Origin of the sequence: Cellvibrio sp. OA-2007 (assembly GCF_000953825.1) — a bacterium.
Lineage (GTDB): Bacteria > Pseudomonadota > Gammaproteobacteria > Pseudomonadales > Cellvibrionaceae > Cellvibrio.
Map to the genome: position 1 here is coordinate 40018 of NZ_BBUL01000085.1, position 15184 is coordinate 55201.

Here is a 15184-nt window from a genome sequence, read left to right on the forward strand (position 1 = left end):
GGGCGTTAAATGACACTTCTGTGACGAACGGGCTTAGGCGCCAACAAATACCCTGAGCTGATTTGCCTCCCCTGTTGCAGTGCAGCTATTTGGGCCGCATTTAATTAGAATTCACCAAACTGTCATGTATTTCTGTTATCGGTGCTGCACTTTTCTCCCACGGGTTGTGTACCGTTATGCTGAAACATCACAAATGGAAATTATTTTTTGTAGCCATGAGTGCAAATCTGGCGCTTATCGCCAGCCTTGCGGTTGCCGATTTAAAATTATTGGCGGAAATAAATTGGCTGGATGTACTCAGTGAAGGCGGTGCTGCTGCATTGGCATTAGTATGGTTAGTGTTAATTTTGCACAGTCGCCCAACTGGGCGGGTAACCCAGTATTTAAGCTTGGGTTTAAGCGGAATTTTTCTAGCTGGTTTTCAGGATCTACTCGACGAATTTATTCGCTTCCCCGATGCAGTGCAGTGGGATCACTGGATAGAGTCGGGCTGTATGCCGATTGGTTTATATTTTCTCACCCTTGGTATTTATCACTGGCATAAAGAACAGCTCAGCATTAACGCACAATTGCGCAAACGTGAGCGTTTATTTCGCGAACACCGCAGCATGGATTTCACCACCAATTTGAGTGGTGCCGATTATTTGCGCAAGCAATTAACTCAAACACTGCCCGAGCATCGCCATGCAACTAACACACTGGCGCTATTGCTGATTGATGTTGATAACTTTAATGAAATTAACCGTTGTTATGGCCATCAGCAGGGCGACCATTTATTGCAATCATTAAGTGAATTGATCCTACTGAGCATTCGCCGCAACGATTTGTTGTGCCGCTATGCGGGCGATAGATTTGCATTAATACTGCCCAATACTGGCCGTGTAGTAGCAGAAAAAATGGCCAGTGAAATATCCATGCTGGTACAGCACTTTGCCTACAAAACCTTTACTCAAGATGAAAGTCTATTTCACTCTGTCAGTATCGGTGTAGCACTCACCAGTATCGACAGCAGCACACCCGACTCAGCTGAATCGCTGATCGAACGCGCAAATCTGGCGCTGCTACACGCTAAAGAAAAACGCCGTATGGCGATGCAACAGGCGGCTTGATTAGCACCATGAGCCATAATTTGCATACAGCGTATGAAGATGTTTCCCCGACTTATAAACCGGGTAAATACTTTGAAATAGACACGTCTTTTATACCAGCCCATCAGTGGCCGAGCACAATGATCGACTTGGCGTTAAGCCGTGGCATGGAAGAACATAAATTATTGCGTGGCACGGGTATTTTTTTTGAAGACATAGCCACCAACAATCTGCAGCTAACACCGCAACAATGTTTTCAGCTAATTAAAAATATGCAAAAACATTCACATAGTCAGGAGTTCAGTTTTTTACTGGGCCATCAAATTTTTTCCGCGCCTGCCCACCCAACAACGCACCACAACCCAACAACGCACCATTCAACAATTAGCCACGAAAAAAATAATTTACACAACAGCGATAATTTGCAGCAAGCGCTTGATGTGTTGCTCGCGCAGCAAATTCAATGGATGCCGCTACTCAACTTGCGCAGCGTGTATGAGCAAGATCGGCTCGTCATCTATTGGCAAGACGCCTGTGGTGCAGAGACCACGCAAATTTTTTTATTGGAGATGATGTTCACTGCACTCAACTCCCTGACCCGATGGCGCAGTGGGGAGTCTTATCCCTGGGAGTTTTATCTGACCCATAAAAAACCGGATTACATCGAACAATACGATGTTCACCTCAATAGCAACGTACAGTTTTCCAGCCAAACAAATGCCATGGCCATCGCACGGGACTATCTGCATCGCCCGTGGAAAATTAATCATAGCGATCAATTTGCCTCTAACAGTCCAATAGAGTCGCACACATCAACAGCGCTGGAATTTCAGCGCGGTTTTTTGGCTGAAACCTATACCTATCTGCAAAATAATATCCGCCACAACCCAAATCTTGAGCAGACCGCAGTTGATTTTGGAATGAGCAACGCCAGTTTCAAACGCAAACTGAAAAAACACCACAGCCATTTTCAGGCGCAATATGATTTGGCACGCCGTGATTTGGCGATTATGTGGCTAAGCCAGAAGGGATGGACCAATGAGCAAGTTGCGAAAAAATTGCATTTTTACGATGTAGCCAATTTGCGCCGCGCGTTTAAAAAGTGGACCGGAAAGTTACCGCAGGCTATAGAGAAAATGGGGTAAAAGGACGTACAATCATCAGCATTTATTTGCTGCATGATCACGCATATCACAAGGGAAACTATGTACCTACCACCGCAATTTGAAATTACCGACCCAAAGGAAATCCACTCTTTTATTGAGGCCAATGCATTTGGTCAGCTTATATCAACGGTTGAGGGACGATTATTTTCAACCCACATGCCCTTTTTAGTGAATGCCGATTGCACACTGCTCGCAGGGCATTTGGCGAAACCCAATCCGCAACTAATTGATATCAACGATCAGGAAGTGTTGATCACACTGGATGGGGCACACGATTACATTTCTCCGTCATGGTATACGACACAGGGTGTTCCCACCTGGAATTATCAAACAGCTCACATCTATGGAATTTGCAAACGCATCGATGAACCACAAAAAATCACCGATATCATTCATGCGCTCACCGCGAAATATGAAGCGGGTTTTGCATCGCCCTGGCAACCCAGCTATCCACCGGCAGCACTGAATGCGATTGTGGGGCTGGAAATCAAAATCACCCAAATACAATGCAAATTTAAATTGAGCCAAAACCGTTCGTTACAAGATAGAACGCAAGTGATCGAACAACTTGAACAGCGTGGATCAAGACAGCTTGCCGAAGCGATGCGCAAAATATTTCCCAGCACCAAGTGAAGCAAGTAACCTGTACGCATCATTCAGCAGGCAAAACAGGAGAGTAGATTATGAAAACTGCACTTATCACCGGCGCCAATCGCGGTATTGGCCTTGCCCTTTGCAAAACCTATCTGGCGCAGGGCTGGAATGTGATTGGCGTGTGTCGCACCGCATCACCAGAGCTCACCGAGTCGGGTGCGCGGGTGATTGCCGGTGTTGATGTGACCGATGCGCAGGCACTTGCGCGTTTAGCTGAGACGTTGAGTGATCGGCCGCTTGATTTATTAATCAACAACGCCGGTATTTTTCAACATGAAGCCTTGGGCAGTATTGATTACCAATCGATCCAACAGCAATTCCTGATCAATGCCGAGGCGCCTTTGCGGGTGACTGAAGCCCTGCTCGGCAACTTGGCGGCAGGGGCAAAAATTGCGTTTATCACCAGCCGCATGGGTTCAATTGCTGATAATACCTCCGGTGGTTATTACGGTTACCGTATGTCCAAGGCCGCTCTCAATGCAGCCGCTATGTCGCTCGCGCGGGATTTGCAACCGCGCGGCATTGCGGTGGCAATACTGCATCCGGGTTATGTGCAAACGGCGATGGTGAATTTTGGCGGTGATATTTCTGCCGATGAATCTGCCCAGCGTCTAAGTAAACGTATCGAAGGTTTAACGCTAGAGAACAGCGGCACTTTCTGGCATTCGAATGGCGAGACCCTGCCTTGGTAAGACGATGTTGTTAAAGCTGAGTTAAACCCTGTTTTTTCCGTATTTACCCCCAATGCGGCTCACCTCACGAGCCGCGCTTGCGCTACACTGAACCCCACTGCATTACCATTACAGCCACCACTATAATTTAGCTCTGCTCACAGGAACTCCTATGCAAAAACTCCGCTGGGGGGTGCTCAGCACCGCCAAAATCGGCCGCGAAAAAGTCATTCCCGCTCTGCAAAAATCTGCTCACAATCAGGTACTGGCGATTTGTTCACGCACTGAGCAAAGTGCGCGCGCTACTGCCGATAGCTTGGGCATTGAGCGCGCTTACGGCAGTTATGAAGAACTTCTGGCCGATCCGGATATAGATGCAATCTACAACCCACTACCCAACCACCTGCATGTGGAATGGTCCATTAAAGCGCTGCAAGCAGGCAAACATGTGCTCTGCGAAAAACCGCTCGGCTTGAATACTGCCGACGCACAGCGTTTGGTCGATGCTGCGCGCGCTTATCCGCAATTGAAAGCAATGGAAGCATTTATGTATCGCTTTCATCCGCAATGGCAACTCGCCAAACAATTAATTGATGAAGGCCGCATTGGCAAATTGCACGCAGTGCATTCGCATTTTTCTTACAACAATCGCGATGCCGATAATATTCGCAATAAGGTAGATATGGGCGGCGGTGCATTGTTGGATATCGGCTGCTACTCAATCTCTTTGTCGCGCTGGTTATTTAACGAAGAGCCAATGCAAGTGCTCGGTCAGGTCACACCAATGCCCGGCGAAGAAGTGGATTGCCTCACCTCGGCGATTATGGAATTTTCCGCCGGTAGCGCCAGTTTTACTGCCGCCACTAAAATTGAGCCAGTGCAATATGTTGAAGCAATCGGCGACGAAGGCAGCCTCTATCTTGAGCGCCCGTTTTACAACGATAGCCAAGAACCGGTGCAGCGCATTCGCATCACTCGCAACCGCGTAGCAGAAATCATCGAAGTACCCGACCACAATCATTACGGCGCGATGGGTGATGCGTTTGCCCTGAGCATTTTTAACAACATGCAAACACCTACACCACTGACTGATGCCATCGCGAACATGCGGGTAATTGATGCAATTTTTGCCAGTGCGGCGCAACGCCAGTGGATCAAACTTTAACTAAATAGCACTACAGCCTTGGCGGCCCAAGTTAGCCAGGGCTTTTCACCTGTATCGTTTTGGAGAGAATGCGTGTCAGATTTTTTAAGCAAATTATATTGCCTGCGCTACTGGTTAGCGCTCAGCCTGTTAATACCAAGTACACAGGCCTGGGCTGATGATCAAAAAGCGGAACGCATCGCTCCCGCGTTGACAACTCTGGTGCGCAATTTCAAAGCCGATAAAAATAGCGAAGCGCAAATTATTCTGCGCAAAACCAAGGTACTCATCGACGAAAAATTAATGAGTCACGCCACCGCTTATGTTGCAGTTTACATCAACAGTGATGAGGCGGTGCGCGACTACAGCCAGATTAGCGTGAGCTTCAACAGCTTTTATGAAGATATAGCGCTGGAATTTGCTAATGTGCGCACACCCGATGGCAAGATGGATAGTATCAAAGCGGACGCCACGCAAATTCAAAGCCCGACCGACGAAAATTTTTATCACGACCGCAAAGAATTATTATTTTCCCTGCCCAATGTGCGCAAAGGTTCGATAATCGAATTTCAATACCGCTACATCGATACCAAAAAAATGGTACCCAATCAGTGGTTCGACAGTTTCAGTTTCCACTGGTGGGAGGATCGTGCAGCAGGGCAAGGCAGTCGTGCCGACAGCATAGTGACAAGCGAATTAGAAATTACCGCACCGGCGAATATTACGCTGGTCGGCAGCGATACTTCGCGCTACCCAATTGCTCACAAGCGCAGCAGCAAAGGCGCGCAACAGACACTAACCTGGACAGGGAAAAATCTTGCCAAAATCGAATTGCAAAATGCCATGCCACGTGAACATGACTACGCACCCTATGTGCGTGTAGCCACTACCGCCAAATGGAATGATGTGGCGCGCTGGGCCGATGGATTGGTTGAGCCCCACTTAGTGAGCGACACAAAACTCACCGCTTTAATTGCCGACATCAATAAAACTGCACTAACACCCGAGCAAAAAACAAAAGCGGTTTACCGCGCGATTCAAGATCGCGTGCGCTATGTGTTTGCCCATGTAGGTCGTGGTGGTTATGAGCCACACGATGCGTTTGAAGTGCTTAAAAATGGCTACGGCGATTGCAAAGATCAAACCGTACTAGCAGTAATGTTATTGCGCCAATTAGGCATAGCGGCTAACCCAGCATTAATTGTGACCCGCGCGCGCGGCCTACCGGATATGCAAATACCGGGCGTGAGTTTTGACCATATGATTGTGCATATACCGGCACAACAGGGCCTGCAAGAAATGTGGATGGACACTACGGGCGAAACCAGTTTGTACCCCGGCTTTTCGGTTGGCATAGAAGGTCAGCCCGCTCTGATAGTGAATAAAAACACTCAGGCAATTAGCGTACTTCCCTCACTTGCAGCCAAACAACATTTTGCTGAGCTGGAATTGGTGTTTGATAAATTTAGCGGGCGCGATGCACAAGCCAGTTTCAAATTACATTTCGGTGGTTTGTATGAGCAGCGTTTGCGCAGCATGTGGCAGTATGCCAACGAGCGCGATAAATATTTTCGCGAATTGATTGGGCAAATTTACAACTCTGCCGAAGTAAGCGAATTAACCGCCAGTAATGCCGATAATTTATGGCAACCCTTTACCCTGAGTGGTCGGTTTACTTTTACCAATGTATGGGGCGGCAAACAAGAGCCTATCAATTACAGCTTTAGCATCACTCAACTCACCAATTTATTTGCCGATTTACGCAATCTGCATACAGTGCAAGATCGCAAACAACCCTATGTGGTTGATCCAGGCTACAACTTGCGTTCGCGCATTGTATTTACCAGCCCCGACAGCGATCATCACTTGCGCCTCAAAACCCAAGGCGAAAATATTGATAACGCCTATTACACACTGACGCAAACCGGTGTACAGGAAAAAAATCGCTATGTGATTAATCAGGATCTCACGGTCAAAGCAGTCAAGATAGCATTGCAAAACTATGGCGATTTTTACCAAAAAACCAACGAACTGATCGAATCCAACGATTGGGCGCTGAGTTATGAATACAACAAAACCGCCGCCGAATTAATCGCTTTGGAAAGCAATGGTAAAACCGATGTCGCAAGTTTAATTGCACTCACCAAACTGCATATTAAAAATGGCGCCTATGAAAAATCCCTTACAACTGCGCAACAGGCAGTAAAAGCCTCACCCAAAAAAGCAGAGGCCTACTATGTATTAGGCTTAGCCCAAGGGTACAACCAACTGCTGCCAGAATCGGATGCGTCATTTAAAAAAGCAGAAGCCTTAGGCTATAAACTCTGAGGCAATAAATGATGTCACCCAAACGATTACAGTTAATCAGCGCAGCTTTACTGGCAACCGTGCTACTAGGCGGCTGCAGCCAGCAGCCACGCATAAATCCAGCACCGGCAAATAATAGCAGTGGTATTCAGGATAAAAGCGCATCAACAGAAATTGCGGCGCTGGAACTACAACTCAAACAGGCATCGAATAATGCCGAGCTGTATTACAAACTAGGCCTTGCTTATATTGTTGATGCGGAAAAAAATAAATCGCCACGCAGCCGTGCACTGGCAATAGAAAATCTTCGCCATGTATTAACCTTGGTGCCGGGCAACCCCGCCACACTTAAGTTGCTCTACAACATTTATTACGAAGATATAGTTGCGGGCGATAAACAGGCGTTTACCAGTGCCAGTCATATTTTTAACCAACTCTCCAGCGCGACCAAAACAGAAGTGAATGCACCCTCGCTGGCGGTGTTTCTGCAGCGCTATCTTGCGCAACAAAAAACAGGCAACAAAAATCGCGCAGAGCTCTACCGCGCGCTGCTTGCGGCGATAAATGAACAACCGTCTAGCGATAAAGCTTACATCCAACTCGCCAAAATGTATCGCGAAGAAAATTACTTTCCTCTAGCTCTCGCCACCCTCAAACTCGGCGCCGAACAAATTGCCAACTCCGGCGATTTATACCAAGCCATAGGCAATACCTATGAAGCCCGCGCCGAGGCCAGCGGCTGCAGCTACGAGCAAACAGCCTATCTGGGTGATGCCATTCAGTTCTATCAACAGGCAGTACCACTCGCCCCCGAAAGTGCGGAACTGCATTTCGCCTTAGCGCGTTTGTATTTGGATAAAAATCTTTATCAGCTAGCGTTGCATGAATCCAGCATTTTGGTTGAACTGGAACCCAGCGCGGAGAATATCGCTTTTAGTGCACAAAACTTTTCCATGCTGGGCAAGGAGCAAACTGCACACAAACTACTGGAGCAGGCACAGGCTCAAGGCCTCAGTGCCAGTGATTCTGCTTATCACGAAATTTACATGAACTCAGGCCAGTGGATGAAGGCAGCGCGGAGTTTTACTGACTATTTACAAGCGCAAAAAAATATTAGCGTTTATGCTTTCATCAAAGCCGATATTATTGGTCAACATGCCGATGTAGACTTCTCCACGTTGATAGCGCAGAAACAACTGACCGTTAACAGCAAATGGGAAGGCGCTATTTATGCGTTCTGGACAGGCAAAATGACGCGCACGCAATTTGAACGGCTGGCAACTAATCGCTGCGAGCGCACCGAGTTCTTTTTCTATACCGGCTACCGCGATTACCGCGCCGGGCACACAGCTGCTGCACAGCAACAATTTTCTGCCGCCATCGAGCAAAACACCTATCGTTTTATCGAGCGGCCACTAGCGCAATATTTTTTAACTGCGCTTGGGCGCTAAGGCGCCACACCGATTTGTCCACTTAAAATGCAGGTATAAACATGCAAACCACATCAACCAAACCGCGTATTGTTGTTGTCGGCGGCGGTGCCGGCGGCCTTGAATTGGCCACCAAACTGGGCGACAAGTTAGGCCGCAAACACAAAGCAGAGATCACCTTGATCGACCGCAACACCACCCACTTGTGGAAACCTTTACTGCATGAAATTGCAGTGGGCACTATGGACGAAGACGTAGATGCAGTGAGCTATCGCGGCCATGCCAACGCACACCATTTTTTCTTTCGCGTCGGCAGCATGATCGATCTCGACCGCGAAACTCGCGAAGTGGTATTGGCCCCCATGAAGGATGAAGACGGTGTAGAGTTTCTGCCCTCTACTCGCATCCCCTATGATTATTTAATCCTTGCGCTTGGTTCGATCTCCAATGACTTTAATACTCCCGGGATTAAAGACCACTGTATTTTTCTCGACAGCCCTGCGCAGGCGCACCGATTTCACACCAAACTGCTCAACCGTTTTTTGCGCATTCAACGTCTAACTGGTGCAGAAGATTATGTGCGCATTGCGATTGTCGGCGCAGGCGCAACCGGTGTTGAACTTTCTGCTGAATTGCATCACGCAGTACATGAAATTCACAACTATGGCTTTAATGCAATTTCTAACGATCACTTGAAAGTAACTATTGTTGAAGCTGGCCCTAGAATTTTACCCGCGTTACCTGAGCGTATTTCAGGTGCCGCACACAGTGAGCTGACTAAAATTGGCGTTGATATCAAACTCAACACCATGATCACCTCCGCCACCAAAGAAGGGTTACACACCAAAGACGGACAATTGATTGAAGCGGATTTAATGGTCTGGGCCGCAGGCATTAAAGTGCCGGATTTTATGGCCAATCTCGCAGGGCTTGAGAGCAATCGCATCAACCAATTGCATGTAAATGAATTTTTACAAACCACACGCGACACCAATATTTTTGCCATTGGCGACTGCGCCCAATTTATTAACGCCGATGGTAGCCGCGTGCCACCGCGCGCGCAATCTGCACATCAAATGGCAAGTGCCTGTTATAAAAATATTGTTGCACTACTCAACAACAAACCACTAAAAGCCTACAAATACACCGACTACGGCTCACTCGTGTCGCTCGCCAGCTATTCCACCGTCGGCAACCTAATGGGCAACCTCAGCAGCGGCAGCGTATTTATCGAAGGCCGCCTCGCGCGTATGGTGTATGTTTCGCTTTATCGCATGCACCAAATTGCTATTCACGGTTTTATCAAAACTGGATTGGTAATGGTGGGTGGCAGATTAAATAAATGGTTGCGCCCGCGCTTGAAGTTGCATTGATTTAATCTGGTTAACCCTAGGGTGGAGTTGCATAGCGCTCCACCCTAGTCCAATCACAAGTTATAGTTATTAGCTTCTAAAAATCTTTTTAAAATTCTTTTATCTCCCTAACTTTGTCGATATCACTCCGGCAAGCTATTTATATTCTATAAATTAACCATCCACTCACTATGAAACTGGCGTATTTTGACCATTATTACTAATCTTATAGTGTCGCATAAAAACACATAATACAGTCTTCACGAGTGTCTACTAATGAATGGCATAGACGCAATCAGCCTACAAACACTGCTTGAAAATGCCCATATAGGTGTTGTTATACACCGCTGGGACACCTCTATTGTCTACGCCAATCCCACTGCGTTGAAGCTGCTTCGCCTCACCCATGAACAGATCATTGGCCGGGATGTCATGGATCCGCAATGGCGCTTTATTGATGATGGCAACCGGGTGCTTCACCACAATGAATTCCCCGTGAACAAAGTAAAACGCTTTAGAAGCCCGGTGACCAATGAAGTAATGGGCGTGTTAGATGGGCATCGAAAAAAAGCTACCTGGTTTTTAGTCAACGCCTATATGGATGCAGCAAACAAACTCGAAGATAGTTTTATCATTGTCACTTTTAATGACATCACTGAAAGCAAACATCTTTTTTCTTACGAAAATATTCTGCAAAACAGTCAGGATATTGTGATAGTTACCGAAGCCGATGATATTGATTCACCCACTGGCCCCAAAATTATTTATGTCAATGCGGCATTTGAAAAACTCACTGGCTACAGCGCGCAGGAAGTAATTGGTGAAACACCGCGCATCTTACAAGGCAAACATACAGATCAAGATACTTTGGCGCGCATACGCACCGCTCTTGCCGAGAAAAAGCCAATCCGTGAAAAAATTTTAAACTACAGCAAAACCGGCCACCCTTATTGGCTTGACATTAACATTTTTCCGCTTATCAATCGCTATGGCGAAATCACTCATTTTGCCGCAATAGAGCGCGACATTACCGAGCAGATGTATCACGCGGATCAATTGGAAAAACGCAACAAAGATTTAAAACTACTAAAAGATAATTTGGAACAACTGGTATCACAGCGCACCGATGAATTGCGTATGGCCAACCAACAACTGGAACGTTTGGCTTTTAACGACAGCCTAACCAGCCTGCCCAATAGGCGCAGTTTTAATGAACACGCGGAGAAACAAATCTTTCGCGCACAGCGTAATAAATTTTTCTTGCTGACCGGTATTTTGGATTTGGATAACTTTAAAAATATTAACGATACCTACGGCCATAGCGCTGGCGATCAAGTATTAGTTAGCTGCGCAGAGTGCATCATGCAGTTTTTCCGGCAGGAGGATATTTACGGGCGTATTGGCGGCGAAGAATTTGCATTTAGTATTATCATCGGCAACCCAAACGATGCGGAACTTATCTGTAATCGATTGCTCGCCAGTCTGCGCGAAAAAAATGTCCCGCTCGACAATCATCAATATTTAACTATCACAGCCAGTATTGGTTACAGTTTGGCTTCGCCTAATAGTGAAATATGCTTTGAAGAAGAAATGAAACGCGCCGATCAAGCGCTGTATCAAGCCAAAAATAATGGTCGCAATCAGGCAGTAGAATTTGTTACTGAAGAGTGAAATGGGATTAGCCAGCTAACCCCACTCGCATCACATTCACCTGGCGCCCACCGAGTTTGGTGCGGCGTACAATTTCCCAACCGCGCTTTTGGTAGTAATCGGTATAGTCGGTTGCGGAAAGCCAAAGCTCGTCCAAATCCAAATTATGTGCGTATTTTTTTGCAGCGTTAATAAGCGTGTTGCCAATACCTTGATGACGCAAATTTTCCAGCACAAATAAATTGCTGAGCCATACCGGGCTTTCGCTTGCGACTTTGGGCATGCGTTCGCTGCTGCGATAGGTGTAATTAACAAGGCTTACGCAGCCGATGACTTGATTATTACGCAATGCAATTAAGGTTTTGGGAATTGCACTGCGCTGCACGTGTAATACCAAACGCTGTTGGCGCAATGCGATAGAGGATTTTAAACCCTGCCGCTCGCACTCTTGATGATGCCATTGCGCAACCTGCGCAAAAAACTCCGGTTTTTGTTCCAGAAAAAAAATATCGGTGGCGATAACACTGGTGGGACTGAATAGATTCACGATGACTCGGCGCAACAAAAGTGTGAACTAACTAAAATGTAAACTAACTATAGCTTCGAAAGCTTAAAGATACGAAATCAGTAACGTTAGGCAGGTGACAGCGGCAGAGACAAAAAACTCCCGACTAGCGGGAGTTTTTGCTGCACAGTTCAAAGTAATAGATCAGGCGTTTTTTGTTTCGCCAAACCATTTCACATCTTCGCCGTGGGCTTGTTTATCTGCGTGATACGAAGATCGGACCAGCGGGCCACAAGCAGCGTGTTTGAAACCCATTTCTTCGGCGAGTTTGGTGTACTCGGCAAATTCATCCGGGTGCACGTAGCGCTCAACGGGTAAGTGATCTTTTGACGGCTGCAAATATTGGCCGATGGTTAGCATATCGATATCGTGATCGCGCATGTGCTGCATCACTTCAATAATTTCTTCTTTGGTTTCGCCGAGGCCAACCATCAAACCGGATTTGGTTAACACATCGGGGCGACGCGCTTTATATTGCTTGAGCAATTCCAACGACCAATTGTAGTTAGCGCCAGGGCGCGCTTGGCGATACAAACGCGAGACGGTTTCCATATTGTGATTGAACACATCGGGCGCTTCTTTTTCGAGAATATCTAATGCGATATCCATGCGGCCACGGAAATCCGGCACCAGTACTTCTACTTGCAGATTCGGGCTGAGCGCGCGTGCTTCGCGAATACAATCAGCAAAATGTTGGGCGCCGCCATCGCGCAGGTCGTCGCGATCCACTGAGGTGATGACCACGTATTTCAAACGCATTTCAGCAATTGCTTCGGCGAGTTTGCGCGGCTCGTGTTCGTCGAGCGGATTGGGTTTGCCGTGGCCAACATCGCAGAAAGGACAGCGACGGGTACAGATATCGCCCATGATCATAAAGGTCGCGGTGCCGCCGCTGAAACATTCACCCAAGTTCGGGCAGTTAGCTTCTTCGCACACAGACGATAATTTGTTTTTGCGCAGAATGGTTTTAATGCGATCCACTTCTGGCGATGCGGGAATGCGCACGCGAATCCAATCGGGCTTGCGCTGCACTTCTTCACGGTCAGTGGCAATCACTTTGACCGGGATGCGCTCGACTTTATCGGCATCGCGCAGTTTTTCACCCTGTTTGTAGCGCTCGGTACGCTTGACCGGTTGCAGCTCGGGGACAAAGGTAGATACAGGTGGCAGATCGGACATAAGAAGCTCTTTGAAATTGGCGCTGGTTGCCATTAGCTCGCTGGCAATCGAAAGTAGAGTTGTGAAACCCGCCGTGAACCCGTCCGTGGGGGCTTATCTTCGACATCCATGTCTCAGACAGTCTCACAACTCTACTTCCGATTCCCAACTACCTACGAAGTAATTTAGTTGGCGCGCATTGTACAGGTTTCATAACCCAATTTCCGCGCAAATTCCGTAACAAGTTGCTCTTGAACCTGTGCAAGATCAGGGGGATTGGACATAAGGTCGCGAATTTGGGTCATCGCCAAGCCTTGGTAGCCGCAGGGATTAATCCTTTGGAAAGGCGTCAGGTCCATCGCCACATTCAAGGCCAGGCCGTGAAAACTGCAGCCGCGCCGCACCCGCAGGCCAAGTGAAGCGATCTTGTCGCCATTGACGTAAACCCCCGGAGCATCGGGTTTGGCGGCGGAATCTATGCGGTAATACGCGAGCGTGGCGACAATAGTTTGCTCAATCGCCGTTACCAACTCACGCACGCCGATCTTTAACCGGCGCAAATCCAGCAGCGGGTAGGCCACCAACTGACCTGGACCGTGGTAGGTCACTTGGCCGCCGCGATCGGTTTGCACCACAGGGATATCGCCGGGGAACAGCAGATGCTCCGCCTTGCCCGCCTGCCCCTGAGTGAATACCGGCGGATGCTCCACCAGCCACAGCTGATCTGTAGTTTCCGGGGTGCGCTGATTGGTGAAATCGGTCATCGCTTGCCAGCTGGTTTGATAATCCTGAACGCCGAGGTTAACCACCTCCAGCGCAAGTGCAGTGCGGCTCAAGTTACATCACCATTTTGATGCGCTTGTGAATGCGCAGGTCTTCATGAATCGCCTTTAACTGCGGCTCACCGGTAGCGGTAATCCACACGGTCAGCGATTGAAAGCGACCTTTGCTGCTTTCATTAATCGTGATGCGGGTTTGATCAAACCCAGGCGCATGGCGCTCCATCACATCAATAACCAACTCATGCAATTCTTGCCCCGCCTCACCCAACACTTTGATCGGGTAGTTTTCGCAGGGGAATTCGATTTTGGGGGGCTGTTGTTCAGACATAAATAAAACCATTTTGAAGAGGGGCGAATTATACGGGTAGATGGGGACAAAATCCCGCATCGCAAGCTACAAACAGGGGGGATTAGCTATTCAGAAGCGGCCATATCCGCTATTCTCGCCGCTGGTTTAAGCACGCAAAAAATATAATTTAAGCGCCGCAAGCTGAAAAAGCGTCAGGTTCGCCGTTATATAAGGACAGCTGGATTTGTTACTCGATACCCGCCAATCGCTCGAAACCCCGGAAGGCGCCCTACTCCCGCTCACCCCTGCAGGCTTTGGCGTGCGTGTGCTGGCGCAGCTGCTGGATGTTCTGATCCGCTACGGCATAGTCATAGTGATATTTATTGTGCTCTCGCTACTGGGCAAGATGGGCACCGGCATAGCGCTGATTCTCGCGTTTTTACTCGAATGGTTTTATCCCGTCTATTTTGAAGTCAGCCGCCAAGGGCGCACGCCCGGTAAAAAATGGATGGGCATCCGCGTGGTTAATGATGACGGCACTCCTATTACCTTTGGCCCTTCTCTGCTGCGCAACCTTTTACGTTTTGTCGATTTTCTCCCCATGCTCTACCTCACCGGCATTATCGCCAGCCTGTGTAATCGTCAATTTAAACGTCTGGGCGATTTGGCCGCTGGCACTATGGTGATTTACGAGGCGCCGCCCGCGCGCGAACCCAGCTTTGAAGTGCGCGGCCAGTTGCCGGTGCCCGCCGATTTCTCTACCGATGAACAACGCGCACTGCTCGCGTTTGCGGAGCGCAGTAAATATTTATCGGCCGAGCGCCAAAGTGAATTGGCGACGATTCTGTTGCCCGTTATCGGCAGCAAAGATCCGGTGATCGCCATCAAACAAATGGCCAACACTATGGTCGGCAAGCAGTAGGCACAG

14 protein-coding genes are annotated in these 15184 nt (G+C 48.1%); 10 read left to right on the top strand and 4 right to left on the bottom strand.

The features are described from left to right. The first annotated feature begins 176 nt into the window (after positions 1–176). The 9 genes from AWU77_RS07705 to AWU77_RS07745 all read left to right on the top strand — a co-directional run bounded on the left by AWU77_RS07705 (position 177) and on the right by AWU77_RS07745 (position 11483). The gene (locus AWU77_RS07705) at positions 177–1109 is read left to right on the top strand and encodes a GGDEF domain-containing protein (RefSeq protein WP_062061217.1); all 933 of its coding nucleotides are present in this window, start codon (positions 177–179) and stop codon (positions 1107–1109) included. Positions 1110–1117: 8 nt separating this feature from the next. Beyond that, positions 1118–2233 (top strand): AraC family transcriptional regulator, encoded by a 1116-nt coding sequence (locus AWU77_RS07710; RefSeq protein ID WP_062061220.1) that lies wholly within the window; start codon positions 1118–1120, stop codon positions 2231–2233. A gap of 60 nt (positions 2234–2293) precedes the next feature. Then, positions 2294–2887: an FMN-binding negative transcriptional regulator gene (locus AWU77_RS07715; protein WP_062061223.1), complete on the top strand. Its 594-nt coding sequence runs from the start codon at positions 2294–2296 to the stop codon at positions 2885–2887. 50 nt (positions 2888–2937) lie between these two features. Next, entirely contained in the window at positions 2938–3600 is a 663-nt protein-coding gene (locus AWU77_RS07720) for an SDR family oxidoreductase (RefSeq protein WP_062061226.1), read from the top strand. A gap of 151 nt (positions 3601–3751) precedes the next feature. Next, complete coding sequence (locus AWU77_RS07725; RefSeq protein ID WP_062061229.1) at positions 3752–4744, top strand: Gfo/Idh/MocA family protein; 993 nt, start codon at positions 3752–3754, stop codon at positions 4742–4744. 72 nt (positions 4745–4816) lie between these two features. Next, positions 4817–7051: a DUF3857 and transglutaminase domain-containing protein gene (locus tag AWU77_RS07730; protein ID WP_062061232.1), complete on the top strand. Its 2235-nt coding sequence runs from the start codon at positions 4817–4819 to the stop codon at positions 7049–7051. Positions 7052–7059: 8 nt separating this feature from the next. Then, a complete protein-coding gene (locus AWU77_RS07735) occupies positions 7060–8481 on the top strand; it encodes a lipopolysaccharide assembly protein LapB (RefSeq protein ID WP_152625308.1) in 1422 nt (473 codons plus the stop codon). A 41-nt stretch (positions 8482–8522) separates the two neighbouring features. Beyond that, on the top strand, positions 8523–9833 hold the full coding sequence (locus AWU77_RS07740; protein ID WP_062061238.1) for an NAD(P)/FAD-dependent oxidoreductase: 1311 nt from the start codon (positions 8523–8525) through the stop codon (positions 9831–9833). A 255-nt stretch (positions 9834–10088) separates the two neighbouring features. Continuing rightward, positions 10089–11483, top strand: coding sequence for a diguanylate cyclase (locus AWU77_RS07745; RefSeq protein WP_062061241.1), 1395 nt, complete (start codon positions 10089–10091; stop codon positions 11481–11483). A gap of 7 nt (positions 11484–11490) precedes the next feature. Here the strand turns inward: AWU77_RS07745 and AWU77_RS07750 are convergent, their stop codons facing one another. The 4 genes from AWU77_RS07750 to AWU77_RS07765 all read right to left on the bottom strand — a co-directional run bounded on the left by AWU77_RS07750 (position 11491) and on the right by AWU77_RS07765 (position 14295). After that, positions 11491–12009 carry a GNAT family N-acetyltransferase gene (locus AWU77_RS07750; protein ID WP_062061244.1) on the bottom strand — a complete coding sequence of 173 codons (519 nt, stop codon included), beginning with the start codon at positions 12007–12009 and terminating at the stop codon, positions 11491–11493. 162 nt (positions 12010–12171) lie between these two features. Then, positions 12172–13206 carry a lipoyl synthase gene (gene lipA / locus AWU77_RS07755; RefSeq protein WP_062061471.1) on the bottom strand — a complete coding sequence of 345 codons (1035 nt, stop codon included), beginning with the start codon at positions 13204–13206 and terminating at the stop codon, positions 12172–12174. 164 nt (positions 13207–13370) lie between these two features. Continuing rightward, positions 13371–14021, bottom strand: a complete 651-nt coding sequence (gene lipB / locus AWU77_RS07760) for a lipoyl(octanoyl) transferase LipB (protein ID WP_062061247.1) — start codon at positions 14019–14021, stop codon at positions 13371–13373. Position 14022: 1 nt separating this feature from the next. Then, on the bottom strand, positions 14023–14295 hold the full coding sequence (locus AWU77_RS07765; protein ID WP_062061256.1) for a YbeD family protein: 273 nt from the start codon (positions 14293–14295) through the stop codon (positions 14023–14025). A 205-nt stretch (positions 14296–14500) separates the two neighbouring features. Here AWU77_RS07765 and AWU77_RS07770 point away from each other — a divergent pair, with 205 nt between their 5' ends. Then, the gene (locus tag AWU77_RS07770; RefSeq protein WP_062061266.1) at positions 14501–15178 is read left to right on the top strand and encodes an RDD family protein; all 678 of its coding nucleotides are present in this window, start codon (positions 14501–14503) and stop codon (positions 15176–15178) included. The last annotated feature ends 6 nt before the right edge of the window (positions 15179–15184 follow it).

Coding starts and splice junctions, on each gene's coding strand:
- AWU77_RS07705 (WP_062061217.1), top strand. CDS start 177: ATGCTGAAACATCACAAATGGAAATTATTTTTTGTAGCCATGAGTGCA.
- lipA (WP_062061471.1), bottom strand. CDS start 13,206: ATGTCCGATCTGCCACCTGTATCTACCTTTGTCCCCGAGCTGCAACCG.
- AWU77_RS07740 (WP_062061238.1), top strand. CDS start 8,523: ATGCAAACCACATCAACCAAACCGCGTATTGTTGTTGTCGGCGGCGGT.
- AWU77_RS07710 (WP_062061220.1), top strand. CDS start 1,118: ATGAGCCATAATTTGCATACAGCGTATGAAGATGTTTCCCCGACTTAT.
- AWU77_RS07735 (WP_152625308.1), top strand. CDS start 7,060: ATGATGTCACCCAAACGATTACAGTTAATCAGCGCAGCTTTACTGGCA.
- AWU77_RS07715 (WP_062061223.1), top strand. CDS start 2,294: ATGTACCTACCACCGCAATTTGAAATTACCGACCCAAAGGAAATCCAC.
- AWU77_RS07725 (WP_062061229.1), top strand. CDS start 3,752: ATGCAAAAACTCCGCTGGGGGGTGCTCAGCACCGCCAAAATCGGCCGC.
- AWU77_RS07720 (WP_062061226.1), top strand. CDS start 2,938: ATGAAAACTGCACTTATCACCGGCGCCAATCGCGGTATTGGCCTTGCC.
- AWU77_RS07765 (WP_062061256.1), bottom strand. CDS start 14,295: ATGTCTGAACAACAGCCCCCCAAAATCGAATTCCCCTGCGAAAACTAC.
- AWU77_RS07745 (WP_062061241.1), top strand. CDS start 10,089: ATGAATGGCATAGACGCAATCAGCCTACAAACACTGCTTGAAAATGCC.